Origin of the sequence: Bradyrhizobium murdochi, assembly GCF_000472965.1 — a bacterium.
Taxonomy (GTDB): Bacteria; Pseudomonadota; Alphaproteobacteria; order Rhizobiales; family Xanthobacteraceae; genus Bradyrhizobium; species Bradyrhizobium murdochi.
Window position 1 is genome coordinate 47,849 of the sequence record NZ_AXAU01000019.1, and the last position, 25,554, is coordinate 73,402.

Consider the following 25,554-nt stretch of genomic DNA (forward strand, 5'->3'; position numbering starts at 1 on the left):
TTCGGCAGACAGGCATCGGCCGTGAAAGCGGGCGGTCGCTCAAGGACGCGCAATGAGCAACGGGTGCACGTTTTCGCCGCCTGCCATTATGGGATTCGACGGCTCGAAGCGCTCGCGCACTTCTCGCTTTTTGACGAGCGAGCGCGCAACAACAAAGGCGTCCTTCAGGCTCCTGGCTTGCCGGAGTGCTATATTGAAAAAGGCGTTGCCGAAATAGGTCCACTTGGCTTTGTCCCGGCAGCCGAACGATGGATGGTCGGCATCGGCCGCGGTGATTACTAGCGTATCGGGGTTCGCGAGACGAGGGATAAAGACCCCTGAGTAGCAGGCCGAGATGACCACCACTTTGTATCGCATGCCGGTCCGCGCCAGCATGTAGGCGAGCTTAGACGGAGTGAGCATTTGCACAAGCCGCCCCGCTTTAACTGCAAGGCCGGCGCGGGAGCCGTGCGAGGTGAGGATCAAAAACAGAATGTCGTTGTCGGCGTCCATCCCGTTGGCTGCCGCTTGCAAGGACATGGCTAGGCCTTCAATCGTGGCACCTCCGCCTTTCTTCGAATTGTATTGCACGTTGATTGAGGCGCTCTCGAAACGGCCTGCTACGACCTGTGCTGCGCCGGTCGCCTCGCGTCTAAACACGCCTTGATCGCCGAAAAGACCGAAGGACACCACGCTCATCTTGCGAGCATCCTCAACGGCGTGCACCGTCGAAACCGACGACGCAACGGTCAAAACAAGAGCGATGAGCGGGGCGCCGATCCGGCTGATCCAACGTGGATTCACGATTTCACCAGGGCATTTCTTCAACAGGTCACGTGAAAGAGGCCGATTCTCCTTGCGCGCGACCGGTTGAACATCCGTATTGCCTCGGGTGTCGGCTTCAACACGACCTCGCAGCCCTTTCTTTCGAAATAGGCTTCAGCTTCCGGCGATAGGTGCACGTTACCCATCTGACCCGAGCCAATGACGACCTGGTCGCACCCCTTCTCGAAGAGGAACTTTGCCTCGTCTTTTGAAAGCACGTGCGAGGTACCATACAGCTTCTTTGATAGCTTCTTTTTCCGCTTCACAACTTCGCCGGAAAGGCGAACGACCACGTCGTGCTCATACGTCCTTCCGTCAATCGTAATCGCGCCAAATATCGTGCTGTCAATCTTCATCGCGACCTCCTAATCAGGCTCCCGCTAACGCGCAGCTGTGAGGCGCCCCGACGCCGGCATCATCTCACTCAAGAGCGTTCCAGTCTGCCGATCCGAATCGGGACGCGCCGCTGTCCCCAGTTGCCCGGGCGTGCCTCGAACAAGCCGGGGATTGCGGTGGAGCAAATGCCGCAACGGCCGTCGCCGGTGAGCCGCCAAGTGGTGATGTCATACCAATCTCGGCCTATGATCCGCTCACCACAGCCCGGACAGTACGTGCTTTGGCCACTCTCGTCATGGACATTCCCGGTGTAGACGAACTGCAGCCCGACCTTGCGCGCGATGTCGCGAGCCATCGTCAGGGTGAGGGCCGGCGTCCGGGGCAGATCCAGCATCTTGTAGTCAGGGTGGAAGGCGGTGAAATGCAAGGGCACGTCAGATCCTAGCCTTGTCATCACCCATTCGCTCAGCTTTTTTAGCTCCTCAGGGCTGTCATTGTGACCCGGGATCAGCAGCGTTGTGATTTCGAACCAGACCTTCGTCCTGTGCCTCAGATACTCGAGCGTCTCGAGGACGGCACCGAGATGCCCGGTGCACAGCCGATTGTAGAACGCCTCGGTGAACGCCTTGAGATCGACATTGGCGGCGTCCATGAAGGTGTAAAGCTCCTCCCGTGCCGCCGCGTCGATGTAGCCCGCTGTGACCGCCACGTTCTTGATCCCGCGCCGGCGCGCCACCCTTGCGACGTCGACGGCATATTCGAGGAAAATGACGGGGTCATTATAAGTGTAGGCGATGGAGCGCGAGCCCGTGGCAATCGCGGCCTCGACAATATCTTCCGGCGAGGCTGTGTCCTGGAGCCGGTCGAACTCGCGCGCTTTGGAGATGTCCCAGTTCTGGCAGAACTTGCAAGTCAGGTTGCACCCGGCGGTACCGAAGGACAATACTGGAGTTCCGGGCAGATAGTGGTTCAGTGGCTTCTTCTCGATTGGATCGACACAGAATCCCGAGGAGCGGCCGTAAGTCGTGAGCACGATCCGGTCATCCTGCCGGCCACGCACGAAGCACAGGCCGCGCTGGCCTTCGTTAAGCCTGCAGTAGCGCGGGCAGACATCGCATTGGATGCGCCCGTCTTCGAGCCGGTGCCAGTAGCGGCCAGGAACACCTTCCAAACGCTCGAGATCAGTCATGGAATTCGTCGTGTGTGGCAGACCTCAGCTTTTTTGCCAACGGGCGTGACGGAGAGTTGCCACGATATCTAGCCGGCCCGTCTACGGGCACGAGCGCCCGCGCACGTCGGCTCATTCTATTCCTGATCGGCGGAGACCGTAAGCGAACAGTCGACAATCTCGGCATGCGACCGTTTCGGCCAGTTCGACGGTTAAAAGGGACAGCATGAGCCCCACCATCGGCACTGCGGGAATCAGGTATCGCCAGACGTCGAGGGTGTGGGCGCCGGCGGCGGCCGCGATCGAAGCCGTCCACATCACCATCACGATTCCTGCACGTGTCAGGAACCTGGAGCGCCGGCGCCGCACAGCGGCCACCGCCCAAAATATGACGGCGATAACGAAGGCGATGGACAATGCCCTGTACAGATAGGCGGAGATGCCTGGGAAATCGGACAGGAGGCCGATCCGAACTGGTTCGCCTTGCAGATCGGTCGCTTGAACCGCCCGGCCGTGCCGAATCATGATGTCGGACACATGCGGCACGTCGTCGGTCGACACCCCTATGGCAGGGTCGAGTCCGTAGGGCGGCCATGCGACCGAGGCCCCATAGGCCATCTGACGGACGAACTTGCCCGCGTAAGCCAGCGGCCGGTCGCGCACGGCGGCCAGGAAGATGCGCCGATAGGCTGCGGCCGCGCCGACGGCATTCCCGGTATCATCGGCGAGGTCTCGATCCAGGGCGGTGTCGAAGAGGCACGCGTCGCCGAAGAACCCGAGCACGGGCCAGCGACCTGGCTCCGCGGCGAAGTCGGCGGCAAGCCGCGTCATCGTGGCGTCGGCGCGGTCGCCGGCCGCCGACACAATTTCGCGTCGCGCTGCATCGCTTGCAAGCGCGATGTTCAGGTGATTGCAGAACAGTGTCTTGGAGACGAACACGGCCGAGGCTTGGTCGGAGTTGGAAGCCCCGAACCGGGAACCGGCGGCGAGGAGCGCCAGCGCCGCCACGACGGACACGGCAATCACAGCAAGGCGCGCGGACGTATCTGGCCGGGCGAGGCAGATGCCGACCACGGCGGCGGCGATTGGGACCAGGACTCCCTGCGATCTGAAGCACGCCGCGAGCGCCGCGCACAGGATGGCGGCCGCGACCGCCCAGCACCGCGCTGCTTTGCCGACGCAGGTACCAACGAGCAATCCAGCCACTGCCAGATTGAGGAAGACCGCAAAGAGAAGGTCTGCGGTGAGGACGTTCCTGAACAGCAGCAGGCCCGGATACGTCGCCACGAGGATGATCGGCACGAGCCCACCGGCGTTGCGCGTTGCCGCCTGGGCAGTTGCTGCAAGCGCCAGCATCAGGACGACCCACGCCGCCTGCTGCAGGCGCACCATCGTCCCGAGGTCGCCTCCAAACGCGAACGTCGCGGCCAGGAACGCCGGATAGCCCGGATCGCGCCCACCCGCCACGGTCGGCCGTCCTGCCTCGAGCGTGCGAAACGCAGATTCCACAAAGGACGGCGTGTCGCCCCAGATGATCGGGACCGCCGGCCTGAACGACACGACGATCGCCACCAGCAGCGAGGCCCACGCCAGCACGGCCCACGGGGACGCGACGCCGCGCAAAGAGGCGGCTCCGCCCGCTGTACGCGCTGGAGCTTCGCGGTTGGACCGCACGATCTCCACACCGGATGAAGTTCTGCCCCAGCTTCATGCTAGACTAAAACGCTCTACGAGACCATCGGAGGGCACGGCGTGCTCACCTCGGCGGCTGGATGAGGCGAATTTTGACTTCGTACGACCGTGTCCGGCTTATTCCGCAAAGCGGCCGCGTTAATGAGTCCGCGCCCTAGTTCGGGCGCGGCGGCGGATTGGCGAACTGCGGCGTCAGCGCAAGCGGCGGACGCGGCTTCGGCTTGGCGGCGCCGGGCGCGGGCCGGACGTCGATCGGCGGCGGCAGCGGCGCAACCTGCGGCTGGCCTGCGACAGGCGCCGGCGGCGCGTTGACGACGGGGGGACGCGGCGCGGTCGTCTTCTTCGCCGGAGGTCGCCGTGGGTCGCGCCCCTTTGGCGCGACGACCGGGGCGCTCGGCACCGCCTCCGGAATCGGCAACTGCCCCTCCGTAGGCAGCACGATTGGTGGCGGCGCTGCCGGCGGCGGCTCGCCGCGCTCGATGGCATCGAGCCTTCGCGTTTCGTGATCGATCGCACGCACCGCCAGCCACGAAGACAACGGGGCAACGTCGACGCTGCGGCTCAGCGCATCGGGCGTCCCCACGGCAAGCAGTTGAATCTCCGGACGCCCGGTCGTCATCGTCAGCGAAAGGGCGGCGCGGATATCGGCCTGATCGGCGGCGATATCGTATCCGCCGGAGATGATGGCCCGCACGCCATTGCCGTCCAGCGTCGTCGCGCCGACGCGAAGCCGGCCGTCCCTGACGGTGAACGGGATTTGCGCCGAAGGCACAGCAAACGCGCCGGCCGGAAGAGCGGATTCGACGATCTGCTTCAATCGGACGTCATCCTTGGCCTGTCCGTTGTCATTGGCGCGGACCGCCACTTCGAACGCGCGCGGATCGAGGCCTGAGATCCTGGCCGCCTCCATCGTCAGCGTTCCGCTGCCGGACAGCGCGCCCGCCAGCGCCGAGGCGCTGCGGCCCTGGGTCGTCAGTGTCATCTGCATCGACGCGCGGCCGGCAGGCATCGCGAGATTGCGATAACGCAGCGCCGTGCCGTCGACACCGGAAAGCTGGACGCTCGCGTTCAAGGCAATTCCCTGCGCGCCCGGCCTTGCATCGATCGTGGCCGTGACATCGCCGCCGCCGATCTTGCCTTTGATGGCATCGAAGGTCAGCGACTTGCCGTCGCTCTTGACCACCCCGCTCACCGGCTGCAATTCGCTTCCGCCTGGAAGCAGGCCGCGCAACGCCTGAAACGCGATGCTGCCGCGCCAACCCTTCGCAATCCCGGGGCCGAGCGGCTCGGTGGCATCGTGTCCGGCGGCCCCGAGCGCCAGGGCAAGAGCCGGCGTCAGCGCGAGCTGGTCGGCGCCGATCTCACCCTCGATCTCCTTCTCCTCGCCGAGCGTCACAGCCACGCGGCCGCGCAGGCGCGAACCGCCGACGGTGCTGTCGAGATCGTCCAAGGTGAGCTTGTTGCCGGTGAGCTGCACGCGCGAGGACAGGCCGATGTTCTGCGCCAGCGTATCCCCCGGTTTGAGATCGAGCAGCGGGGCGAAATCGGCGCTACGAACCTTCAGGCCGAGAACGGCCTTTGCCTCCGGCGCCCATGGTTCGGCGGAGCCTTCCGCTTCGGCATCGAGCCCCGTTCCCGCGATCTTTGCCTTGAGCCGCAACGGCGCACCCCACGCGCCCGTCGCGGTGCTCTCGAATTGCGCGGGGCCATCGCCCACCGTGACGGCGCGATCGAAGCCGAGCAACGCCAGCAAGGTGCGACCTTGCTCCGACGACAATTTCGAATCGACCCAGACCTCGCTGCGCTGGAGCGCGGCGAGATCGATGCCCTGGATCGCCGCGACGGCAGGTCTGGCGGTGATCGTGCTGGTGCCCTTGAGCAGCGGCGCGTCGAGTTCGGCCGTGGCGCGCGCCTGGACGCGATCGGACAGCCCGGCATTTTTGGTGAGGTCGAGCGCCAGTTTCAGGCGCGCTGGACCCGGGCTCGTCCCCATCGCATTGAGCCGCGCGGCCAGCGGCGGTGAAAAGGGAACGATCAGGCTGGTCAGCCGGCCGAGTGAGGCAGCGCTCGAATTGAGCGCGAACCATCCGGTTGCGTTGACGCGGTCGAAATTGCCGGCGCCGTCCAGCGTCACGTTTTCAAGTTCGCCGATCTTCAACTGCTCGAGCGATATCTTCGCCGGCGAGTAAGCCAGCCTGGCGAGCAGCGGAGATAGCTCCTGGCCGGCGGAGGTGGCGCGGCCGATATCAAGCGAAAGCTTGCCCTCGTCCGGCCACTCGCCTTGCGGCCCCACAAGCGACCGCGCAAAAGCCGTGGCGGCGTCGAGATCGAGACGCGCCGCCTTCAGCTCGGCATCGATCCGGGAACCATGATCGGCTTGCCGGTGCGATACCGCCACCCGCCCCTCCACCGTACCGCCGTCGATGTCGGCCTTCATGGTGTCGATGGCAAAGCCTTCGGGCGCGACGGTGATGTCGCCGCGCAGGCGAAGCGGCTTCTGGCTGCGATAAGCGCTGTCGCCGCGGCCCTGCAGCCAGGTCAAGAGCGCGTCGGGATCGGAGGATTCGACGCTGAGCGCGGCCTTGAAACGGTCCGGTACAGCGCTCTTCGCGCCGGCCTCGCTAAGCGAAACCCTGGTCGCTCCGGGCGCGCGGAACTCCAGCCTGTGGACGTGCCAGGACTTGGCATCGCCTTCCAGCTCGGCAGCGATGTCCTGCAGGGGGCGCCCGCCCAAAATGACCTGCTCGGAGGCGAGTTCGATTTGCGCTGGGATCGGCAGATGCGGAATGACGGAGCTGAGCGCCTGCAGCGCCGGCAGCGCGCGAGCCGGCTCAGTCGAATTGTCCTTGCCATTTTCCTTGGCAACGAACCTGTCGGCATCGAGCTGACGTGCCGACAGCGCCGCGCGCAACAGCGGCGCCGCACCGAAACGGATGTCGGCGCCGCCCGCAAGCTTCAGTGCGCGTTCCTCGGCGCCATAGGTCACCTCGACCTGCTCCAGCCGCGCCGCCGAATAGTCGGACTTGACCTTCGCCGCGATACGCCACGGTGGATCGTTGCCCTTGCCCTTCTGGCCGGGAGGAGCGACGAGCGTTATCGCGCCCTCAAACCGCGGCGCGCGGGAATCGAAGTTCAACAGGCCGTCGAGATCGATGGCGAGCGAACGCTGGCCCGGATCGATGTTGAGATGAACGCGGGTGCCGTTGCCGTCAGGGCCCTGCCCCGAGGAGACTCGAAACGGATAGCGCGTGCCCGACAGCATGAAATTGCCGTCGCCGCGGATCGAACCGGCCAGCGAACGCACGTCGCCGCTGAAAGCGATGTCGTTCAGTTCGAGAGTAGAGCGGCTGACCGCATCATGCAGGGCGATGCGGCCGGTCAGATTGACCCGATCGATCGCCAGTGAACCCAGATTGAACGTCCCGGCCGATGCCGGCCAGTCGATCCGTCCTCTGGAATCGAGGCCGAGATCGAGCGACATGCGGTTGATCGTCAGTTCGGTGGCGCGCACTTCGCCGCGCATCAGCGAGCCCAGGCTGAATTCCACGTCGAGCTTGTCGGCGCGAACCTTGCCGAGATCGTTGACGCCACCGACCACGACCGAGTGCAGTTGCAGCGATGGCGCCGGCAATAGGCGCGCGTCGAGCTTGCCGCCGACGCGCACCGGCGCGCCGATGATTCGGCTCGCCTCAGCCTCGAACTGCGGCCGGAACTGGTTCCAGTCGATAAAATACGGCCCGACCAGCGCGGCGATCAGCGCAATGATAAAGGCAATGGCCAGGCCGAGCAGCGTCGTCTGCACGGTGTCTCCTCTTGAACGGCCCCGGCGTAGGCCACGCCACGTCGAACCCGGCCCCGGAGCAGCCCGGAATATAGAGAGAAGTACGGCGAAGTCACAGCGGCATACTGACAGGAGCCCAGCCCGGCTCCGGATCGACGAAGCCAGGGGCCAAAACCGCCCGTCGGGGCGTTACCAGCTCGCCGGCAGGCGCTTCAGGCCGCGCAGCACGAAGGTCGGCCGCCATTCCGCATTGACAGCGTCATCGAGCCGCAGGTCCGGTATGCGCCGAAGCAGGGTCGAGATCGCGATCTCGGCTTCGATCCGCGCCAACTGGGCCCCGAGGCAGAAGTGGATGCCGCCGCCGAACGAGAGCGGCTTCACGTTGGACCGGGTGATATCCAGCCGCTCCGGGTTATCAGGATAGACCGCCGGGTCGTGGTTGGCCGAACCGAGCAGGCACAGCACGCTCTCGCCCTTCGGGATGCGCTTTCCGCCGAGATCGTCGATATCCTCCAGCGCTACCCGCCCGGTCATCTGCACCGAGGAATCGTAGCGCAGGAATTCCTCGATGGCGTTGGTGATGAGCTCGGGCCTCGCCTTGAGCAGCGCGAGCTGGTCTGGATTGCGGTGCAGTGCCAGCAAGCCGTTACCGATCAGGTTGACGGTGGTCTCGTGGCCGGCGCCGAACAGCAGGATGATGTTGGCGGTCAGTTCCTCATTGGTGAGCTTGCTGCCGTCCTCCTCGGCCTGCACCAGTTGGGTGATCAGGTCGTCGCCCGGGCTTTTGCGCCTGAGATCGAACAGTTGCTGGAAATACATCGCCGCCAGCGCGTTGCTGGCGTTGCCCTGCTTGATCTCCTCCGGCGACAGCGGCACCGGATCGAGCAGCCGTCCGCCGTCGCGTGAACCGGTATAAAACGCCTCGCGGTGGTCCTCAGGAATCCCGAGCATGTCGCAGATGATGGTGACCGGCAGGCGGAACGCGAAATCCTCGATCAGGTCCATCTGCCCCTGCGGGATGATGCGATCGAGCGTCTCGTCGACGACCTGCTGGATGCGCGGGCGCATGTCCTCGACCCGGCGCGCGGTGAAGGCCTTCACCACCAGGCCGCGCAAACGGGTGTGGTCCGGCGGATCCTGCTGCAGCATCCAGTGGCTCATGCTGCGGAACACCGGCTCGTCCATGATCTTGGGGCCGTAGCGCCGGACGGTGCGCTCGACATAATCCTTGCCGAACCGCTTGTCGCGCATGACGAGGCTGACCTCGGCATGGCGGCTCGCGACATACATGCCGAGCGGCGTCAGATGCACGGGATCGGTGGCGCGCATCCGCTCGTAATGCGGATAGGGGTTGCGAATGAATTCCGGGGCCAGCGGATTGAACAACGGCGCGCTACTGGCAGTCTGAACATGCTCGTTCATGGAGACCTCCTGCTGGCTGTGCGCCATTCAGCGCGTTTTCCCCCGGGCCGATCGGTCGAAACTCGATACATTATTGTATTGAGTTGCATTCTCGCCTAAACTGGACAGATGTCAAGAGTGCGAACCAGACCCACAAGGGACGACACCCGCGAAAAGCTGTTCGAGGCGGCGGCGCGGGTGTTCGAGGAACAGGGGATTGGCGGCGCCAGCATCGAGGCGATTGCGGCGGCGGCCGGCTTCACGCGCGGGGCATTCTATTCGAACTTCAAGAGCAAGGACGAACTGATCATCGCCATGCTCGAGGATCACGTTGAGCAATCTATCGGGCGCATCCGCGATCTGCTCGAGCGGCATAGGAGCCTTGCCGATTTCATCGACGCGCTCAAAACCATGAATAAAAGCCAGCAGGATCCGCTTGGCCGCTCGCCCCTGCTGCACATGGAAATGATTCTGTTCGTGGCGCGCGCGGAAAAGCGCCGGCCCGAACTTGCCAAGCGGCTGCGCGCCCGGCGAAAGCTTGTCACCGACATCATCGAAACCACGGCCAGGAACAGCGGCCGCACCACCATTCTCAATCCGACCTGGGCCGGCGCGCTGGTGCTGGCGCTGGAGGACGGCTTCCGTCTGCACCGCCTGATCGACCCAGAGACCACGCCACCCGACAGCTTTTTTCGCGCCATCGGCGACCTGCAGCGGGCGATGGGAATTTCATCGGCATGAGACGAAAATATCTCCGCGCGCTCCGGACGATGCTTCGCATCGCCGCGGCTACGCCGGGTCGTGCTTGATTGGCGCCTTGTGCATTTGTCCGGCGACCGCCCTCACCTTGCCCGGCGATGCCTGCCAGATCGCTACTGCCGACAGGATGCTGACGGCGATGCCGAGCACAAACGCCGACGTGTAGTTGCCCGAAAGGTCGTACAGCAGCCCGGTTGCCCATGGGCCCGCCGCGCCTCCGGCCAGCGCCGCCAGCATGATGGTGCCGAAGATGCTGCCGTATTGCTTGCCTTGAAAGATTTCCAGCACCACCGCGCCCATGATCGAGGTCAGGCCATAGCCGAGCGCGCCTTGCGTGAAGATCATGAGATAGACCAAAGGCAGGACCGGCGCGAACTTCAGGACGATCAGCGCTGCAAAGCAGATCGCAAACCCGGCGCAGCTTATCGCCCAGATCCATTCGCGGCCGATCCGATCGGAAAGATGCCCTAGCCAGATCTGGCCGGGGATGCCGAGCAGGCTGACGACGCCGAGCGCCCATACCGCGACGTTGGCGCTGAAGCCAATGTCGAGCAGGTATTTGGTCTGGTGCACCTGCACCGCGTACCAGACATACAGGCCGCCGAAATAGCCGAGCGAAATCCACCAGAATCGCGCGGTACGCAGCGCGCGGCGCAGCGTCCAGTCGGTGGCGGCCCACACGGGGTCGACGACGTTCGAGCGAGGGGCGGCCGATGTCGCCGACGGCGCCGCGTCGCCATCCGGCAATAGCCCGATATCCTCGGGCCGTTTTCGCAGCAGAAGGTTGATCGGCGCGAGCACGGCGAGCACCAGAATACCCATCGCGGTGCAGGCGGTGCGCCAGCCGGTCTGCTCGATCATGTGCTGCACCCACGGTAGCAGCGTTACCGAACCGATGCCGACGCCGGCAAAGGCGAGCCCCATGGCGAGCCCGCGGCGGCGAATGAACCAGTTCGGCAGAAACAGCGATTGGCCGGAATAGCCGAGGCACACGCTGCCCGCGCCGACCAGCACGCCGATGGTGAGATAGAGATGCCAGGGCTGTGTCGTCAGCGGCGCCAGCAACAACCCGCCGCCCATCAGCGCAACGCCGAGCTCCATCACCGCACGCGGCCCGAGGCGATCCATCATGCGGCCGATCAGCGGACTGACGCCGCCGGAAACCACGAAGCCGAACGAAAACGCGCCGGCGGTGACGCCGCGATCCCATCCGAACTCGCCGATAACAGGCGGAAAGAACAGCGAGAACGCCGTCCGCGCATTGACGCCGATCGCCATGGTCACGAACGTGACCACAACGATCAGCCAGCCGTAGAAGAAGGGAAGACGCATTGGGGGATTTTCTGTTGGCGCGATTGGAGTGGTTCGGCCTTGTTGTGAACAAGGCCTTGTTCCGAAAGGCCCTCCATGGCTATTTACCTTTCGTCGCCTGAGTGAGGGGCAATCATCACTGTGCGGAGTGTTGTTCTTCGAGCCTCGGATCAGGCGTTCGTATTCTGTCCGGTTGTTTGACTAAGCAGGCGAGCCGCCGAAATCATATCTGCAGTGCCCAATCCCTCGGCCATTCGGCCGTAGAGCTGGCCTAACCTCTCCAAGGTAGCGGCGCGTTCAGTGCCCTGTATAGCCGACGCCAAGCTGAGTAGCGCGCGCAATTCCAGCGCCTGAGCACCCATTTCGCGCGCGAGGTCGGCTGCTTTTCGGATAAGATCGAGAGCTTCTGGATTCCCCCGATTTCCAGCAAGGATAAATTCGCCTCGGAGTCTGTGTAATTCCGGTTCACAGAATTTCGTCGATATGGTCACGGCAACTTCACCGAGCAAATGAAGTGCATGCTGCGCATCGCCGGCTGCCGCAACTGTCTCGGCGAGCAACATGAGTCCATATGGACGCATCAGCTCCGCGCCTGTTGCACGATAGTCTGCAAGGCCCTGTTCGATTTCTGCCGCGCCTTCCCGGAAGTCGCCGAGTTTGCCGACAGCCCAGCCCCGCAGCATTTGGCCCCACGCACTCCAATATGGAAAGCGATATTTACGCCCAACGTTGATGGCTCGCTCGGCGGCTTCGAGGGCCTCGACTGGTTCGCCCCGCGCCTGTCGAATCGAAGCTTCGAAGCTCAACGCAAACCCAAGACTGTGTGGATGATCGAGTTGAACAGCTCTATCGATCGCCTGAGCACTGTCCGCTACGGCACTGTCTGCCAAGCCCAAAAACCACTCAGTCCACGCGAGATTGCATTGGGCTAGAACAGCAGGATCCGAACCATACTCAAAACGGTGATGATGGTGCCGGTCCGGATCATAGAGCCGGAGCGCCTCCTCAAGAGTTGCTTTTGCAATTGCGAATTGGCCAAGATAGAAAAGAGTCAGCCCAAGCGGCCGCTTTGCCTGCAGCAGAAGATCGCGGTCATTTGCCAGTTCTGCTTGTTCGACCAGACGCACGCCCAGCGTCTTCGCCTTCTCGAGCTGACCTCGAACGATGCAGAACATCATAAGACCGTAGAGCGCTCTAAAGAGCATGTGATGCTCGCCGAGCCGTTCACTCAGTTCGCAAGCGCGGGAGAATACCGTTTCGACTTCAGGCGCAGCATTACCCTTCGTAGCGAGGAGTTGGGATCCCCGACTAATCTCTAGCGAGAGCTCGCGGCGCGCGCGCTCGGCTGTGTCAGGAAGGCGCCGCAGCGCAGCCAGTGCACTCGCAAAATGGCTGGCGGCCTCCACGTTCGCTGAGCGCTCCGCGGCCTTTTTTCCCGCTGCTTCCCAATGCAATATCGCAGGTTCAAAGAGGTTCGCGGCTGCGTAATGTTGGGCAACTACTTCGGGAGTTGCGGCAACAACTGCTGGAAACTGACTCGACAGAACCTCCGCAATTTTACGGTGCAATGCTTGGCGCTCGCTTTTTAGCAACGAATCGTACGCGGCGTCTTGAATGAGCGCGTGCCGGAACGAGTATTTCGCTTCACCGAGCATTCCGTGCTGTTGCAGGAAGTCATCGCGCAGGAGTTCAGCCAACTGATCGCGAAGTGCCGCCTGGCTCTCGCCAGTTACTGCACTTAGAACTTCCCCATCGAAGACACGCCCGAGTGTCGCAGCAATTTGCGCCAGTGGCTTCGCTACTTTAAGACGATCCAGCCGGGCAGCCAGTGAACCACGCAGCGTCGAAGGAATGCTGTCTACGGCAGGTGCAAGTCGCAAATAATCCTCGCTGCTTGCGGACACATTGCCTTCAAGCACCGTTTTAGTTAGCTCCTCGATAAAAAGCGGGATACCACCTGTCTTTGTAACAATGAGTTCGATCACATCAGCCGGGACGGTCGCCGCCCCGACGATTTGATTGACCAGCGTTCGAGCCTCAATCGGAGAGAGTCGCCGGAGTCCGAGACGCGTGCCCTGCGCTTCCAGCATCCATTCAGCCTTAAACTCCGGCCGGAACGTGAAGATTGCCATCACCTGCCGGGCCGATATTTGCTGAATTAGCCGGGCGAGCAGACTGCTGGTCGAAGCATCAGCCCAATGAAGATCTTCAACAATAAACAGGACGGGTAGCTGTTCAGATTGTCTAAGCAACCAGTGTGTGAGGACCTCAAGCAAAAGCTCGCGACGCTGGGAAGGGGCCAACTCGTACTTCGGTGACGACACAGGCAGTTCGAGAAGTTCAGCTATCAGCCCAACCGCATCGGGGGTTACCGACTCCAATCCGGCAAAGGCTCTTTCAATACTTGCAAGCTTACCCTCGACGGTGCCGAGACTATCCAAGCTCAAGGTGCGACGGATCAACTCAATAATTGGATAGAGTGCGCTCGACTGATTGTACGCAGAGCAATAGCAGGTGACGGATGATACTTTCGTGCCCGCAAGCGCTTCCTTGAACTCGCGCACCAAGCGCGTCTTGCCCGCGCCAGCTTCAGCCGCAATGAGGACCAGTTGTCCCTCTCCATCAATCGTCTGCGCAAAGCGATCCTGCAGAAGGGCAAGCTCCTGACCGCGTCCAACCATCGGATGGGCAGCGCGCAGCGCATCACGACCGTGATCCAACCTTTCAGCGACAACCTGGTAAAGGTTAGTTGATTCCTGTGTACCGCGGATGTGGTGCGAACCAAGGTTTTGAAGTTCGAACAGGGTGCCGACCAGCCGAGCGGTCGTTTCGGAGATTACCAATGTATCCGGAGGTGCGATTTGCTGCAGTCGGGACGCAATATTGGGGGTGTCGCCGAGGATACCCATTGTCTCGAACGTTCCGGATGATCGCAAATCACCGGCAATGACAATGCCGGTATGCATGCCCATGCGCAGGTGGATCAGCGGCTTGGACGACGATTCCCGGCTGTTAAGTTGACGCATGTCGTTCAGTAGCGACAGCGCTGCGCGTACAGCTCTGACTGGATCATCCTCGTGCGCTACAGGAAAACCGAAACATACAAGTAGCCCATCTCCGATATAGCGGATAATGGTGCCATCAAAGCGTCGTACCGCGTTTGCGCAGGTGTCGCGATAGCTGAAGATGACATCCCTGAATTCTTCCTCGTCGAGCTGAACTGACAGATCGGTCGAGCCGATCATGTCAATGAAAAGCGCGGTGACCTGGCGTCGCTCGGGACGCTGATCATGGGTCGCGCCAGATGCCCCAGTCGATGTGGAATGATCCCGGCGCTGAACATCCAGGAGAGCTGGAAGTGGCGCACCACACCCGCCACAAAATCGAGATTCGGCTGGGCCTTCAAAGCCACAGCGCTCGCAGACTAGATGCAGCCTCGCGCCGCATTGGGAGCAGAAGCGCGCTGTTTCCGGATTCGAACGACCGCAACTAGGGCATTGCATATGAGTGACTGCAGGCTTAAGGCTTGCCAATTAGTATGTCTTATGCCAGCTTAGCATTCCAAGCTTGCGCGAGATAGGCCCACGACGCATCGGATCGCGTCGCAGAAACAGGGTCGGCCGTCATGGCTCCCATACAAAATCCCTTTGCGCTTCAGAAGCCTCTCAAGCTTACAATTTGCTACACCGAAACCTGCAACCTCTCCTGCCAACATTGTTATGCCGATTGTTCACCGGAGAAGGCGTCGGCCGAGCTGAACAGTGAGGAGTGGAGTCGCTTCCTTGATGAAATTGCCGAGTTGGGCGTGGTCTATCTCTACATTGAAGGAGGCGAACCTTTTCATCGGCCAGACTTCTTGCCCTTCCTCGCTTCCGCATCGAACCGTTTCTTCACTCAGGTTCGGACCAACGGCACACTTATAACGCGCGATATCGCCGCCAGACTCAAGGAGGTCGGCGTCGGTATCGTGCTCGTTGATATTCTTAGCCCACATGCCGAGGTGCATGATTATTTTACAGGCACACAAGGCAGTCATGCGCGCGCCTGCGAAGCCGTCACATACCTGGTGGAAGCAGGAATTGAAACACAGCTACTCACGATCCTTAACCGCAAGAATGTCGAGGACCTGCAAGGCTACATTGATCTAGCCCACCGGCTCGGTGTGAGGACGGTCGGCGTTTTGCGGCCTTATCCGCTCGGCCGCTTCAAGTACCGCTGGAACGAATTTTCTCTGTCGCTTGACGAAATGCATGCGGCGCTCGACTCGCTGCGATTGCCCGCCGGCATGAAGCTGATGCAGTCATGGCATCCCAATGATGGCAATTCGTGCTGGCAAATGGCTGCGGTCAATGCATTCGGGGCCTCGATAGGGTGCGCCTATCTTCGCGAATATGTTGACTACGGAAATATCAGGAATGTCTCCTTTATGGAGACCTGGGACCATCCGCTGTACCGCGAGTTGAGATTAGGTCGGGTTAAGGAGACATGCCCTAGCTGCTCGTCGAGCCAGGGATCCCACGGCGGATGTCGCTCTACTGCTTACGCATTCCACGGCGCGTGGGACGCGCCGGATCCATTTGACCGAACGCTCAATCATGGAGTCGACTTGCGTGTCCTCCCCGAATGGCTGCTACAGCCACACCCCAAACCTCCGGGTACGCCCTGTTGAAGAGATGAAGAGTTGCGTGGTGTTTCGGCCCAATCCGCCGAAACTTTTCATGCTGAACCTCAATGCTTGGCTCATATTTGAGCTCTGCGACGGCAGCAGTCCCGACCACGTCGCGCAGAGGTATCGAAAAAGCGTGGCGGCTCAGATGTCCGAGCGCGAGGCCGATCGCCATCTTAGGATTGGTATCAAGAATTTGCATGACCAGGGCCTGATTGAGTTGAAATTAACAGATTGAGGAGGACTGAATGAGTAACGTCGATCCGACCCGGGTGGTAGCCGACCTTGTCGCCGGTGAGCGGCTGACCACTCCGACCGTCAAGCCAATCGAGCCGGAGGTGCGATCGGGCGGCTTTTTCCCGTTCTGCGACCTCCTCAAGCATGGAGAGGGCGCGGACCTTAGCCAGCTCGTTGCGGACAGCACTCTGCTGGGTGCGCTTGTGATTGAATGGGGTTATGAGGTTCCATTCGACAAGCACGAAGAGTTCAAAGCGTGGCTGATCCGCAATGAGGCAGACATTGTAAAGTATCAGCCAGACGGCGTTCGCTACCGAGGCACCTATGCAGTTTCAGCAACAAGCGAGAAGCACAGTGGGCTGTATCGCACGATCTGGTCGTTCAACACGCTTCTAGCGCTAGATACCTTCAGTGACGCCATGCATTCCAAATCGGATTTTGCCCGGCTTGTTGACGAATTGAACGCCTTCCGCGACCGCGACCGCGGCGCGGACAGCAGCCAGCAAATGTACCAGCCGGTGCGTTGCGCTCATCGTTTCGGTTGAGACGGGACAACGCAGCGCTGGCGGTGGTTAGCCGTAGTTGCTCGTTCGCGGCGACCACGGTACGCATCGCGCGCGGCGCCGAAGGCTCGGGTCGCCTCGCGCTTGAGTCAGGCTCGCCACTTCCAGTGATTGGCGTTGACCGCGCCGACCGGCACCTCGCCCGCAATGACGGCTTCGACTTGCCGCACCGTCTCCAGCGACTGGCTCTCGATCGCCGGCGGCGTCAGGCCGCCGATATGTGGCGTCGCGATGACGTTCGGCAGGCTTGCGAGTTCCGGCGATGGCATCTGGTCCAGCGCGCGGCCGACGTCCATCGCGGCGCCGGCGATGCGGTTCTCGCGGAGCGCTGCTGACAACGCCGCCTCGTCGACGAGATTGCCGCGCGACAGGTTGATGAAGAAGGCGTGCGGCTGCATGCGGGCCAGCGCCGCCTGCCCGATCAGGTTTTCGGTTTGCTCGTTGGCGACCGCGAGGCAGACGACGTAATCGGAGTTCGCCAGCAGTACGTCGAGCGGCACATGCCGGATCGCGGCGTCGCTCACCGTCGCAAAGGGATCGGCGACCATGATCTCCATGCCCAACACCTTGGCGATATCAGCCAGGTAACGGCCGATGCTGCCATAGCCGATAATGCCGAGGCGGCTGCCGGCCAGCTGCCGGCCCATGTGACCTCCGGCTTGCTGCCGGCATGGTAGTCGGCGGTCGCGCGTGAAACGCCGCGCGACAGATCCACCATGAAGCCGAGCGCGAGTTCGGCAACCGATTGAATGAAACCGGGTCCAGCCCGTGTGACCAGAACGCCGGCGGCCGAAGCGGCTTCGACGTCGACGTTGCGGATGTCGACCGCGCAACGAACGAAGGCGCGCAGCTTTGGCAGCTTCGAAAATATCTCGCCCGGACCCGCGGTGAGCCGGTCGGCCACGATGATATCGACATCGCGGGCGGACGCGATCAGGCCAGCCGCGTCGAGCGCGTCGCTTGCTTCATGCAGTTTCACCTGCGCGACGGCCTGCAGCCCGGCAAGACTACGGTCGCCGTAGTACTGGGCGCGCGACTGCGGCGTATGGGTCAACAGCACTTTCAACGCGGAACGGCTTCCCTGTCGATCGCTAAGCGAATGCAGCGTCAAGGCCCGCTCATCTATGGCCAAGCCGCCCCCGCAAGGCAAGGCGACAAAAGCCGCGTCGGGCTACTTGGTTCGCGCCACCGTCGTTCCGTCCCAATCTTCGCCGACCGGATTTTCGAGCTGCTGCCTGCAGCGCTCGATCATCGTCGCCGACGCTGCATCGTGCTCGCGGATTTCCAGCACCTTCTCGAACGCGCCGATCGCTGCCGAGAAATCCCGTGCGCGCCAGGCGGCAAGGCCGGCCTCGTACGAAGCCACCCAGGCGGGTGCGCCGATATCGCCGGCCATATCAAGCAATTCATAGATCTGCAAACCGCCCGCACGGCCATAGACCGCCAGCCGGTCGAGTTCGCGAACCACTATGCTCTTCCCGGCGAGCCGGCGCGTTTCGGGGCCGATGATGATCGTGGAACCGTACGCCTTGTTGGTGCTCTCCAGCCGGCTCGCAATATTCACGGCATCGCCGATCACGGTGTAGTTCAGCCGCACCTCCGATCCGATATTGCCGACCAGCATGTCGCCGGAATTGATGCCGATGCGGATCCTGACCGGCTGGCCATGGTCGTCGACGAGGCCGGCCTCTTCCACCGCGCGCCGGCACGCCAAGGCGGCCCGGCAGCAATCGACGGCATGATCGGGGTTGGGCGACGGCGCGCCCCAGAACGCCATCACGGCGTCGCCGATGAATTTGTCGATGGTGCCGTTCTGGTTTTGAATCTGCGCCGAGACGCAATCGAAGTAGCGCGACAGCAGCGGGATGATGCGGTCGCCGATCCGCTCCGATATGCCGGTGAAGCCGGCCAGATCGATAAACATCACGCTCATCGGCCGCACCGCGCCGCCAAGCCGCGCGCCGTTGCCGTCGCTGATCAGCCGCTTGACCAGGTCGGCCGGGATGTATTTGCGGAAAGCGGCAAGCCCTTGCGCCATGTCGCCGATCGCGCCGGACAGGTTTCCGATCTCGGCCAGCCGCGACGGATGCCGTTGCACCTTGTCGAGATCGAAACGCTCGACATGCCTGATCTCGTTGACCACCTTGATCAGGGGAGCTGCGATCAGGCGCTGGGCGAGCCATGCCGACAATAGCCCGGCAAAAACGATCAGGACCGCAAGCCCGATCAGCAGGTTTCGGATCGTCATCTGAACCGGTCCGAGAAATTCCGATTCCGGCACCACCGTCACCAGCGACCAGCCCGGAAACGAAATCGGCGTGATCACGGCCTGATAGGCCTTGCCGTCGCGCGTCACCGTCGTGTTGAACGGCTGGCCCTCGCCGGGTTCGTAGGCGCTGCCGGCATTGCGGATCGCATCGACTGCGACCGGAAACAGCGGATGATCGGTCTTCAGCGCCACCAGTTCGCTGGCATCAGCGTCGGGCGAGGCCACCACCTTGCCGTCCCGCTCGAGAATGAAGGCGCCTGCAGATTTGCCGACCGTGAGCTGCGACAGGAAGTTCGAGACGCGAGTCAGCTCGATGATGATCGCAACGACGCCGGCCGGTTTCTGATCGATTTCGATCGGGGCAGAAAAGGCCGCCGCCAGCCGCTCCCCGCGCGGATGCGTCGTCAGCGTCGACCAGTGTTCGTCGTTGGTCTCTTTTGCGACCCGAAACCATTCCTGCTCAGTCACGGAATAGTCGGTGTCTTCGAACCAGCTCGCGTTGAGCCGAAGATCGTTACCGACGAATTCGTAGCGATTGATGCGCAAATTGCGGTCGGGCGTGATTTCGAGCATTTCGATGACGTTGTCGCCGAGTTTGTGCCCGGCAAAGAACGACCCGTCCGGCCATCCAAATGCCACCCAGGAGATCGTCGGTTGCGACAGCAACTGCGAGCGGAAGACGATCTCGCGTTTCCTGGCGTCGCGCGGGTCGAACACTTTTTCGGCCAGCAGCGTTCGCACCGACAGCATCGACGACCGCGCCTCTGAAGTGACCGACTGCAGTTCGTCGCTGACCGCGGAAACGATCTGGTCGTTGATGGTGTTGGCAAGCGTCTGGCTGACCTGATGGGCGGTGCGCCACCACAAAAGATGCACGCCGACGGCACTGACGACGATCGACGTCAGCACGAGGGCGGAAATGGCGGTGCGAATGCCGAGGCGCATGCGGGTCTCGTTGACGGTCTGATTACTGCAATACGGGACCATACCAGCGTCTGTTTCGCCAGCGAGGCAATTTAGGCGCCCCGGACACGGCTCTGTGACCGCAGTTGAGCCGTAATGGCGACGAAACTTATCAATTGCCTGTTCCGTACAAGCGAAGACGGCGCTATGCCTTGCGGCAGTTCTCGAAGGTCATGCGATGCACGATGTTTCCATCCCGGCGGCCCTGATTGCCGGTCTCGTCAGCTTTCTGTCCCCCTGCGTGCTGCCGCTGGTGCCGCCCTATCTGATCTATCTCACCGGCGCGACCATCGAGCAGGTCGCCAATGCCGGACCGACGCAGGCATCAAAGCGCGCGGTGATGGCTTCGGCGCTGATGTTCGTGCTCGGCTTCTCCACCGTCTTCGTGGCGCTTGGCGCCAGCGCCTCGCTGATCGGCGGCCTGATCCGCGCCTGGTCGGCGGAGCTCTCGATCGTGGCCGGCATCGTGATCATCATCATGGGCCTGCACTTCCTCGGCCTGACCCGGATCGGACTGTTGATGCGCGAGGGGCGGATGCCGATGCCGAAACCGGTGGGCCTCTGGGGCGCCTATGCCATGGGGCTCGCCTTCGCTTTCGGCTGGACCCCCTGCATCGGCCCCATTCTGGCGGCGATCCTGTCGATCGCAGCCGCCGAGGCCACCGTCACCAAGGGCGCCGGCCTGCTCGCGGTCTATTCCGCCGGGCTCGGAATCCCGTTCCTGCTGGCAGCTTTCATGATCGAGCAGTTCTCCTCGCTGTTTGCGCGGATGAAGCGGCACCTCGCCAAGGTAGAGCATGCCATGGGGATCCTGATGGTGATCACCGGCATCGGCTTCCTGACCGGCGCCGTCTCCAACGTCAGCATTTGGCTGCTCGAGACATTCCCCGCCCTGCAAAATTTCGGCTAAGGCCCCGTAACAAGCGGGCCGGCTATTGCGTCCTTCCTGTCAGGACCAGATTGCCGCGCTCGCGGCCGCGGCTTCTTGCGCGCACTGGATTGAAGAAGCCAGGTCGCGGCATCGCCGAATACTCAACGGGGGGATTCACATGTATTCGATCGTTTATCTGCTCATCCTGGTGCCGGCGCAGATCGCCTCGCATTTTTCCTGGGCCGGCCCCCTGATCATGCGGCTCATCGTCGGTTACACCTTCATGCTGGCCGGCTGGGGCAAGCTCAATCATCTGGCGCAGGTCACCGAAAACTTTGCCGGTTGGGGCATCCCTTTCCCGACAATTCTCACCCCCTTCGTGTCCGGCGTCGAATTCTTCGGCGGCGCCATGCTGATCGTCGGTCTGTTCACGCGAATCCCGGCTGCGATGCTGGCGGTGGTCATGGTCGTCGCCATCAAGTCGGCCAAATGGGGCGACGTCGATTCACTGGAGACGCTGCTCGGGTTCGAGGAAGCTGCCTACTTCGCCGGCTTCATGTGGCTTGCGATTGCCGGTCCCGGCGCGGCGTCACTGGACCGGCTGCTGGTGAATGCCAGCGGCCACCCCAAAGCTTCAACCTGACACTCACAATCCCGTGACATCGGCTAATGCTTGAGCCCTAATCTTGCCGCCTGCGTAGCTGGAGAAAACGCCACGCTTCCGGGAGCTACCATGAAATTCGTCCGCATTGCCGCCTTCGCACTTGCCGCGCTGGCGGCATTGCCGTCGTTTAGTTCGGACGGGCCCAAATGGAGCGACTGGAGCGACGATCTGTTCGCCCGCGCGCAGGCCGAACAGCGTTTCGTCATTCTCGATCTCGAGGCGGTGTGGTGCCACTGGTGCCACGTCATGGAGAAAACGACCTACGCCAATCCCGAGGTCAGGAAATTGCTCGCCGCGAAATATCTGCCGGTGCGAGTCGATCAGGACGCCAACCCCGATCTGTCGAGCCCGCTATGGCGACTGGGGTTGGCCGGCGACCATCGTGTTCGGCCCCGACGGCACCGAGATCGCCAAGATCAGGGGCTATATCGAGCCGGAGCGCATGCAGGCGCTGCTCAAGGCGATCATCGACGATCCCTCGCCCGGACCGTCAGTCGGCGAAGCCTTTGAGGTGAAGCCATCGACCTCCGCCTTCCTCGACAAGGAACAGCGCGCCGCGCTGATGAAGAATGTCGACGAATCCTACGAGGAAAAGCTCGGCGGCTGGGGCGAAAACCAGAAATACATCGACGCCGACAGCATGGACCTTGCGATCACCCGTGCCGAGTCCGGCGACGCCATAGCGGCCAAGGGCGCCCGGCAGACGCTTGACGCCGCGATCGCGCTGATCGATCCGGTCTGGGGCGGCGTCTACCAATATTCCGAAGCGGGCTCCTGGACGCATCCGCATTTCGAAAAGATCATGTCGTTTCAGGCGCAATATCTCCGGCAATACAGCCAGGCCTATGCGCTGTGGAAGGATCCGAAATATCTTGCTGCCGCACGCAACATCGAACGCTATCTCGCGGAGTTTCTCAAGAGCCCCGAGGGCGCGTTCTATGTCAGCCAGGATGCCGATCTCGATCACGATACCGATGGGCACACATACTACGCGCTATCGGACGGCGAGCGGCGCAAGCTCGGCATGCCGCGCATCGACAAGAACCTGTATGCGCGCGAAAACGGCTGGGCGATCTCGGGGCTTTCGGCCTACTATAACGTCACCAACGATCCGAAGGTGCTGGCGATCGCAGAACGCGCGGCGAAATGGGTGATCGACAACCGCGCGCTCCCCGATGGCGGCTTCCGTCATGGCGAGAAAGATCGCGGCGGGCCATTCATCGGCGACACGCTGGCAATGGGCCAGGCCTTCCTCGATCTCTATGCCGCCACGGGAAACCGCGACTGGCTCACCAGAGCCGCCAAGGCCGGCGAATTCGTCGCGACCTTCCACGATGAGACCGGCGGCTTCGTGACCTCGAAGACAGCGGAAGGCAAAACCGGCGTGCTCGCCAAGCCCGCCAAGCTGATCGACGATCAAGTGCAGGTCGTCAGATTCATGAACCTGCTCAACCGCTATTTCGGCAACGAGACCTATCGCGAAGAGGCCGCGCATGCGATGCGCTATCTCGCCGGCGCCTCGGCCGGGATGATGCGTCCCCTGCCCGGCGTTCTGCTCGCCGACGAAGAGCTCGCGGTGGAGCCAACCCACCTGACAATCGTCGGACACAAGGATGACGCCCGCGCGAAAAACCTGCATGCGCTGGCTCGCGCGCTGCCGGCCCGCTACAAGCGACTGGAGTGGCTCGATCCGCGCGAGGGCAAGCTGCCCAACCCCGACGTCGAATATCCCGATCTCGGCGAACCCGCGGCGTTCGCCTGCAGCAACCGCATCTGCTCGTTTCCGTCCTTCAACGCCGAGGAGCTGCGGGCCACCGTCGCGCAGATGGCGAAGCTGAAGCCGGCGCGGGGCTAGGTGAACTAGGCCGCGAACCCATAAACCTGCCGGGGAGTCGGCTTGCTAGAGTCCGCTATGCCCCGATAGCGACTAGATTCCGCAGCGCGGCGAAGCGACGCGAAGCGACGCGAAGCGCCATTGGCGACTAATGCAGTGCAGCAAATAGCGTCCTATTCGATCACCTCTTCGGCGCGGGCGGGAGTTTTGCCGGATCATATGTCCACACCCCGGCGACCCGATGCCGGCGTTCCTCAGCGGCCCAGGCCCGCACCCGACGCCCACGCCAGCCTGCTGAAGCTGCCACCCCCTCAAATTATTTTTTGTGTCGCGACCCCGGCGCCGGGTTTGCGCCCTCTTGTCTGGGTGAATGCGCCATAGCGGCGCGTCACGAACCGGAGCACAGAACCATGTGGTATAGGAAGAACGTTGGCGGGTGGGAGCGCGCGGCCAGGCTGATCGGCGGGGGCTTGATGCTCATCTGCGGCGTGGTTGCGCTACACGCTTCGCCGCTCGGGCTACTGCTCAGCGGCGCGGGTGTCGTGACGCTGGTCACCGGCGTGTTAGGCTATTGCCCTGCCTGCGCCGTCGCCGGGCGCGAGCCACTGAAGGGGTGACTGCCTTGGCGCGCGTATCAGACGATCTCTTGCTCGCGGCACAGTCGGGTGACCGGCACGCGCTGACACAGCTATTGGTGGCGCTGCAGCCGGACATTCGACGCTACGCCCGGCGCCTTTGCTACCGCACCTCGGTTATCGAAGATGTGGTGCAAGAAGCACTCATCGTCGTGTACCGGCGCGTGGGTACGATCCGCAGTCCAGCCGCACTCGCCGGCTGGCTGCTGACCGTCATCGCGCGCCTTTGCATGCTGCCGGCGCTGATGCTGATGCGCGGAGTCGAGGAGCTCGCCAGCCGGGAAGAGTCACGCGAGCTCGCAAAGGTCCCGCCGGACGAGTTGCGCATAGACTTGGTCAATGCGATCGAGTCGCTTTCGCCGTCCCATCGCGAAGTGCTGCTGCTGCGAGATCTCGAAGATCTGACGATTTGGGAAATCGCCGGGCGGCTCGGCGTGACGCGCGAAGCGGCCAAAAGCCGCCTGCGCCGCGCCCGCACATTGGTGCGCGAATACCTGCTCGGCACAAAGGACAGCGGACGAGAGAGCACATGAATTACTTTCGTGGAGTCGGCATGTTCGGGAGCGCCTTCCTGGGCGCACACCTGATGCGCGGCGCAGCTGCAGCGGCGCTACTCGCTTGGGCCATCGTCCACCAGACCGCGCACCCTTGGCTATCTTTGGGCGTGGGCGTTGCCGCCCTCGTCGCGCTACGCGGATGCCCGATGTGCTGGACTGTGGGCTTGGTCGAGACGCTTTCGCAGGGCCGTCGCGATTCAACGATAAGATAGTTGTTTGCGTGCGTGAGCCGGCGCCTCGATGTCGGGGCTGGCGCGCCGTGGCCGATGAAGATGGGCACTACGTGTTCGCCGTGGCGCTATGATGCAAACGGTTCAATTTTGCCGACCGCCTTGCGACAGGACGGGAAGGAGGTGCCATGCCGAAAACGATCGCGGTAGTGGGCTCTGCTCTATTCTTCGTCGTCGCGCCCTTGGTGCTGGCGGGGTTCGTCCCATGGTGGATCACACATTGGGAGTTCCGGCCGGCTTTTTTCGGCTTTGAACTGACCCGCGCCATCGGACTTATGTTGATCATTGCCGGAGTGCCCGGAGTTGTGGATTCGTTCGCGCGGTTTGCACTGCAGGGGCTGGGAACGCCAGCCCCGATCGCGCCGACACAGAAGCTGGTGGTCACGGGTCTCTATCGCTACGTGCGAAATCCGATTTACGTCGGGGTCGCTGCTGTCATTTTTGGTCAAGCACTTTTATTCGGCGATTGGCGCCTCCTCTGGTATGCCGCGCTGCTCTGGCTCTTTTTCCACGTCTTCGTCTTGGTGTACGAAGAACCAACGCTCAAGCAGACGTTTGGCGCGCAGTACGAGGACTTTCGGGCCAACGTCCCGCGCTGGGTTCCACGGCTGGCGAGTCCCGTAACGCGAGCATCATGACGACGGGCACTGCCTTCGCTAAGGTCCAAGCGCGCCTCTCCTCCCCGATCAGGTGCAGCAGCTGCGGCGGCGCCATGTCGGCTTGGGGTCATTCGCGACCGGGTCGAGCCAGCAGCAAGTCCGGCCATGTCAGCTATGCCGCCGAAAGCGGAAGTAGATTCAGGGGCATTAGCGA

Annotated in this window: 20 protein-coding genes and 1 pseudogene; 11 read left to right on the top strand and 10 right to left on the bottom strand. The window is 62.5% G+C overall.

Annotated features, from left to right (window positions below; all coding sequences use genetic code 11):
* Positions 1 to 39: 39 nt before the first annotated feature.
* The 6 genes from YUO_RS0128455 to YUO_RS0128480 form a co-directional block, all read right to left on the bottom strand.
* Entirely contained in the window at positions 40 to 807 is a 768-nt protein-coding gene (locus YUO_RS0128455) for a C13 family peptidase (RefSeq protein WP_235782851.1), read from the bottom strand.
* Positions 804 to 1,160 carry an Mth938-like domain-containing protein gene (locus tag YUO_RS0128460; protein WP_028350324.1) on the bottom strand — a complete coding sequence of 119 codons (357 nt, stop codon included), beginning with the start codon at positions 1,158 to 1,160 and terminating at the stop codon, positions 804 to 806. The genes YUO_RS0128455 and YUO_RS0128460 overlap by 4 nt, the downstream gene beginning before the upstream one ends.
* 68 nt (positions 1,161 to 1,228) lie before the next feature.
* Positions 1,229 to 2,329 (bottom strand): AmmeMemoRadiSam system radical SAM enzyme, encoded by a 1,101-nt coding sequence (gene amrS / locus YUO_RS0128465; protein ID WP_035727844.1) that lies wholly within the window; start codon positions 2,327 to 2,329, stop codon positions 1,229 to 1,231.
* A gap of 111 nt (positions 2,330 to 2,440) precedes the next feature.
* On the bottom strand, positions 2,441 to 3,931 hold the full coding sequence (locus tag YUO_RS0128470; protein WP_156908810.1) for a hypothetical protein: 1,491 nt from the start codon (positions 3,929 to 3,931) through the stop codon (positions 2,441 to 2,443).
* Between the two features lie 223 nt (positions 3,932 to 4,154).
* Positions 4,155 to 7,802: an AsmA family protein gene (locus YUO_RS0128475; RefSeq protein ID WP_028350327.1), complete on the bottom strand. Its 3,648-nt coding sequence runs from the start codon at positions 7,800 to 7,802 to the stop codon at positions 4,155 to 4,157.
* Positions 7,803 to 7,970: 168 nt separating this feature from the next.
* Entirely contained in the window at positions 7,971 to 9,203 is a 1,233-nt protein-coding gene (locus YUO_RS0128480; protein WP_028350328.1) for a cytochrome P450, read from the bottom strand.
* Between the two features lie 108 nt (positions 9,204 to 9,311).
* On the opposite strand from YUO_RS0128480, the gene YUO_RS0128485 reads away from it, so the two are divergent.
* Positions 9,312 to 9,923, top strand: coding sequence for a TetR/AcrR family transcriptional regulator (locus YUO_RS0128485; RefSeq protein ID WP_028350329.1), 612 nt, complete (start codon positions 9,312 to 9,314; stop codon positions 9,921 to 9,923).
* A gap of 48 nt (positions 9,924 to 9,971) precedes the next feature.
* On the opposite strand, the gene YUO_RS0128490 is transcribed toward YUO_RS0128485, so the two are convergent.
* Both YUO_RS0128490 and YUO_RS0128495 read right to left on the bottom strand, forming a co-directional pair.
* Positions 9,972 to 11,273, bottom strand: coding sequence for an MFS transporter (locus YUO_RS0128490; protein WP_028350330.1), 1,302 nt, complete (start codon positions 11,271 to 11,273; stop codon positions 9,972 to 9,974).
* A 149-nt stretch (positions 11,274 to 11,422) separates the two neighbouring features.
* A complete protein-coding gene (locus YUO_RS0128495; protein WP_028350331.1) occupies positions 11,423 to 14,755 on the bottom strand; it encodes an adenylate/guanylate cyclase domain-containing protein in 3,333 nt (1,110 codons plus the stop codon).
* A gap of 122 nt (positions 14,756 to 14,877) precedes the next feature.
* Here YUO_RS0128495 and YUO_RS0128500 point away from each other — a divergent pair, with 122 nt between their 5' ends.
* The 3 genes from YUO_RS0128500 to YUO_RS0128510 are packed head-to-tail and all read left to right on the top strand — an operon-like array spanning position 14,878 to position 16,700.
* The gene (locus tag YUO_RS0128500; RefSeq protein ID WP_028350332.1) at positions 14,878 to 15,921 is read left to right on the top strand and encodes a radical SAM protein; all 1,044 of its coding nucleotides are present in this window, start codon (positions 14,878 to 14,880) and stop codon (positions 15,919 to 15,921) included.
* 49 nt (positions 15,922 to 15,970) lie between these two features.
* Positions 15,971 to 16,156, top strand: a complete 186-nt coding sequence (locus YUO_RS0128505; protein WP_235782852.1) for a PqqD family protein — start codon at positions 15,971 to 15,973, stop codon at positions 16,154 to 16,156.
* Between the two features lie 10 nt (positions 16,157 to 16,166).
* The gene (locus YUO_RS0128510; protein WP_028350334.1) at positions 16,167 to 16,700 is read left to right on the top strand and encodes a hypothetical protein; all 534 of its coding nucleotides are present in this window, start codon (positions 16,167 to 16,169) and stop codon (positions 16,698 to 16,700) included.
* Positions 16,701 to 16,807: 107 nt separating this feature from the next.
* Here the strand turns inward: YUO_RS0128510 and YUO_RS48695 are convergent.
* Both YUO_RS48695 and YUO_RS41960 read right to left on the bottom strand, forming a co-directional pair.
* Positions 16,808 to 17,784: pseudogene (locus YUO_RS48695) on the bottom strand (hydroxyacid dehydrogenase).
* A gap of 105 nt (positions 17,785 to 17,889) precedes the next feature.
* Positions 17,890 to 19,932 (bottom strand): adenylate/guanylate cyclase domain-containing protein, encoded by a 2,043-nt coding sequence (locus tag YUO_RS41960; RefSeq protein ID WP_063830325.1) that lies wholly within the window; start codon positions 19,930 to 19,932, stop codon positions 17,890 to 17,892.
* A gap of 196 nt (positions 19,933 to 20,128) precedes the next feature.
* On the opposite strand from YUO_RS41960, the gene YUO_RS0128525 reads away from it, so the two are divergent.
* From YUO_RS0128525 to YUO_RS0128555, 7 genes are all read left to right on the top strand, one after another.
* The gene (locus YUO_RS0128525; protein ID WP_028350335.1) at positions 20,129 to 20,860 is read left to right on the top strand and encodes a cytochrome c biogenesis CcdA family protein; all 732 of its coding nucleotides are present in this window, start codon (positions 20,129 to 20,131) and stop codon (positions 20,858 to 20,860) included.
* A 139-nt stretch (positions 20,861 to 20,999) separates the two neighbouring features.
* Entirely contained in the window at positions 21,000 to 21,464 is a 465-nt protein-coding gene (locus YUO_RS41965) for a DoxX family protein (RefSeq protein WP_051379690.1), read from the top strand.
* 90 nt (positions 21,465 to 21,554) lie between these two features.
* On the top strand, positions 21,555 to 21,995 hold the full coding sequence (locus YUO_RS47950; protein WP_083754751.1) for a DUF255 domain-containing protein: 441 nt from the start codon (positions 21,555 to 21,557) through the stop codon (positions 21,993 to 21,995).
* A gap of 130 nt (positions 21,996 to 22,125) precedes the next feature.
* Positions 22,126 to 23,340 carry a beta-L-arabinofuranosidase domain-containing protein gene (locus tag YUO_RS0128535; RefSeq protein WP_283806431.1) on the top strand — a complete coding sequence of 405 codons (1,215 nt, stop codon included), beginning with the start codon at positions 22,126 to 22,128 and terminating at the stop codon, positions 23,338 to 23,340.
* Positions 23,341 to 23,729: 389 nt separating this feature from the next.
* Positions 23,730 to 23,936: a YgaP family membrane protein gene (locus tag YUO_RS0128540; protein WP_028350337.1), complete on the top strand. Its 207-nt coding sequence runs from the start codon at positions 23,730 to 23,732 to the stop codon at positions 23,934 to 23,936.
* Between the two features lie 5 nt (positions 23,937 to 23,941).
* Complete coding sequence (locus YUO_RS0128545; protein ID WP_051379699.1) at positions 23,942 to 24,487, top strand: RNA polymerase sigma factor; 546 nt, start codon at positions 23,942 to 23,944, stop codon at positions 24,485 to 24,487.
* Positions 24,488 to 24,869: 382 nt separating this feature from the next.
* Positions 24,870 to 25,379, top strand: a complete 510-nt coding sequence (locus tag YUO_RS0128555) for a methyltransferase family protein (RefSeq protein WP_028350339.1) — start codon at positions 24,870 to 24,872, stop codon at positions 25,377 to 25,379.
* The last annotated feature ends 175 nt before the right edge of the window (positions 25,380 to 25,554 follow it).

Bases quoted from the DNA above. Each gene is read 5' to 3' on its own strand.
- YUO_RS0128460 (WP_028350324.1), bottom strand. From the start codon at position 1,160: ATGAAGATTGACAGCACGATATTTGGCGCGATTACGATTGACGGAAGG.
- amrS (WP_035727844.1), bottom strand. From the start codon at position 2,329: ATGACTGATCTCGAGCGTTTGGAAGGTGTTCCTGGCCGCTACTGGCAC.
- YUO_RS0128480 (WP_028350328.1), bottom strand. From the start codon at position 9,203: ATGAACGAGCATGTTCAGACTGCCAGTAGCGCGCCGTTGTTCAATCCG.
- YUO_RS0128485 (WP_028350329.1), top strand. From the start codon at position 9,312: ATGTCAAGAGTGCGAACCAGACCCACAAGGGACGACACCCGCGAAAAG.
- YUO_RS0128490 (WP_028350330.1), bottom strand. From the start codon at position 11,273: ATGCGTCTTCCCTTCTTCTACGGCTGGCTGATCGTTGTGGTCACGTTC.
- YUO_RS0128495 (WP_028350331.1), bottom strand. From the start codon at position 14,755: ATGCAATGCCCTAGTTGCGGTCGTTCGAATCCGGAAACAGCGCGCTTC.
- YUO_RS0128500 (WP_028350332.1), top strand. From the start codon at position 14,878: ATGGCTCCCATACAAAATCCCTTTGCGCTTCAGAAGCCTCTCAAGCTT.
- YUO_RS0128505 (WP_235782852.1), top strand. From the start codon at position 15,971: ATGCTGAACCTCAATGCTTGGCTCATATTTGAGCTCTGCGACGGCAGC.
- YUO_RS0128510 (WP_028350334.1), top strand. From the start codon at position 16,167: ATGAGTAACGTCGATCCGACCCGGGTGGTAGCCGACCTTGTCGCCGGT.
- YUO_RS41960 (WP_063830325.1), bottom strand. From the start codon at position 19,932: ATGCGCCTCGGCATTCGCACCGCCATTTCCGCCCTCGTGCTGACGTCG.
- YUO_RS0128525 (WP_028350335.1), top strand. From the start codon at position 20,129: ATGCACGATGTTTCCATCCCGGCGGCCCTGATTGCCGGTCTCGTCAGC.
- YUO_RS41965 (WP_051379690.1), top strand. From the start codon at position 21,000: ATGTATTCGATCGTTTATCTGCTCATCCTGGTGCCGGCGCAGATCGCC.
- YUO_RS47950 (WP_083754751.1), top strand. From the start codon at position 21,555: ATGAAATTCGTCCGCATTGCCGCCTTCGCACTTGCCGCGCTGGCGGCA.
- YUO_RS0128535 (WP_283806431.1), top strand. From the start codon at position 22,126: ATGGACCTTGCGATCACCCGTGCCGAGTCCGGCGACGCCATAGCGGCC.
- YUO_RS0128540 (WP_028350337.1), top strand. From the start codon at position 23,730: ATGTGGTATAGGAAGAACGTTGGCGGGTGGGAGCGCGCGGCCAGGCTG.
- YUO_RS0128555 (WP_028350339.1), top strand. From the start codon at position 24,870: ATGCCGAAAACGATCGCGGTAGTGGGCTCTGCTCTATTCTTCGTCGTC.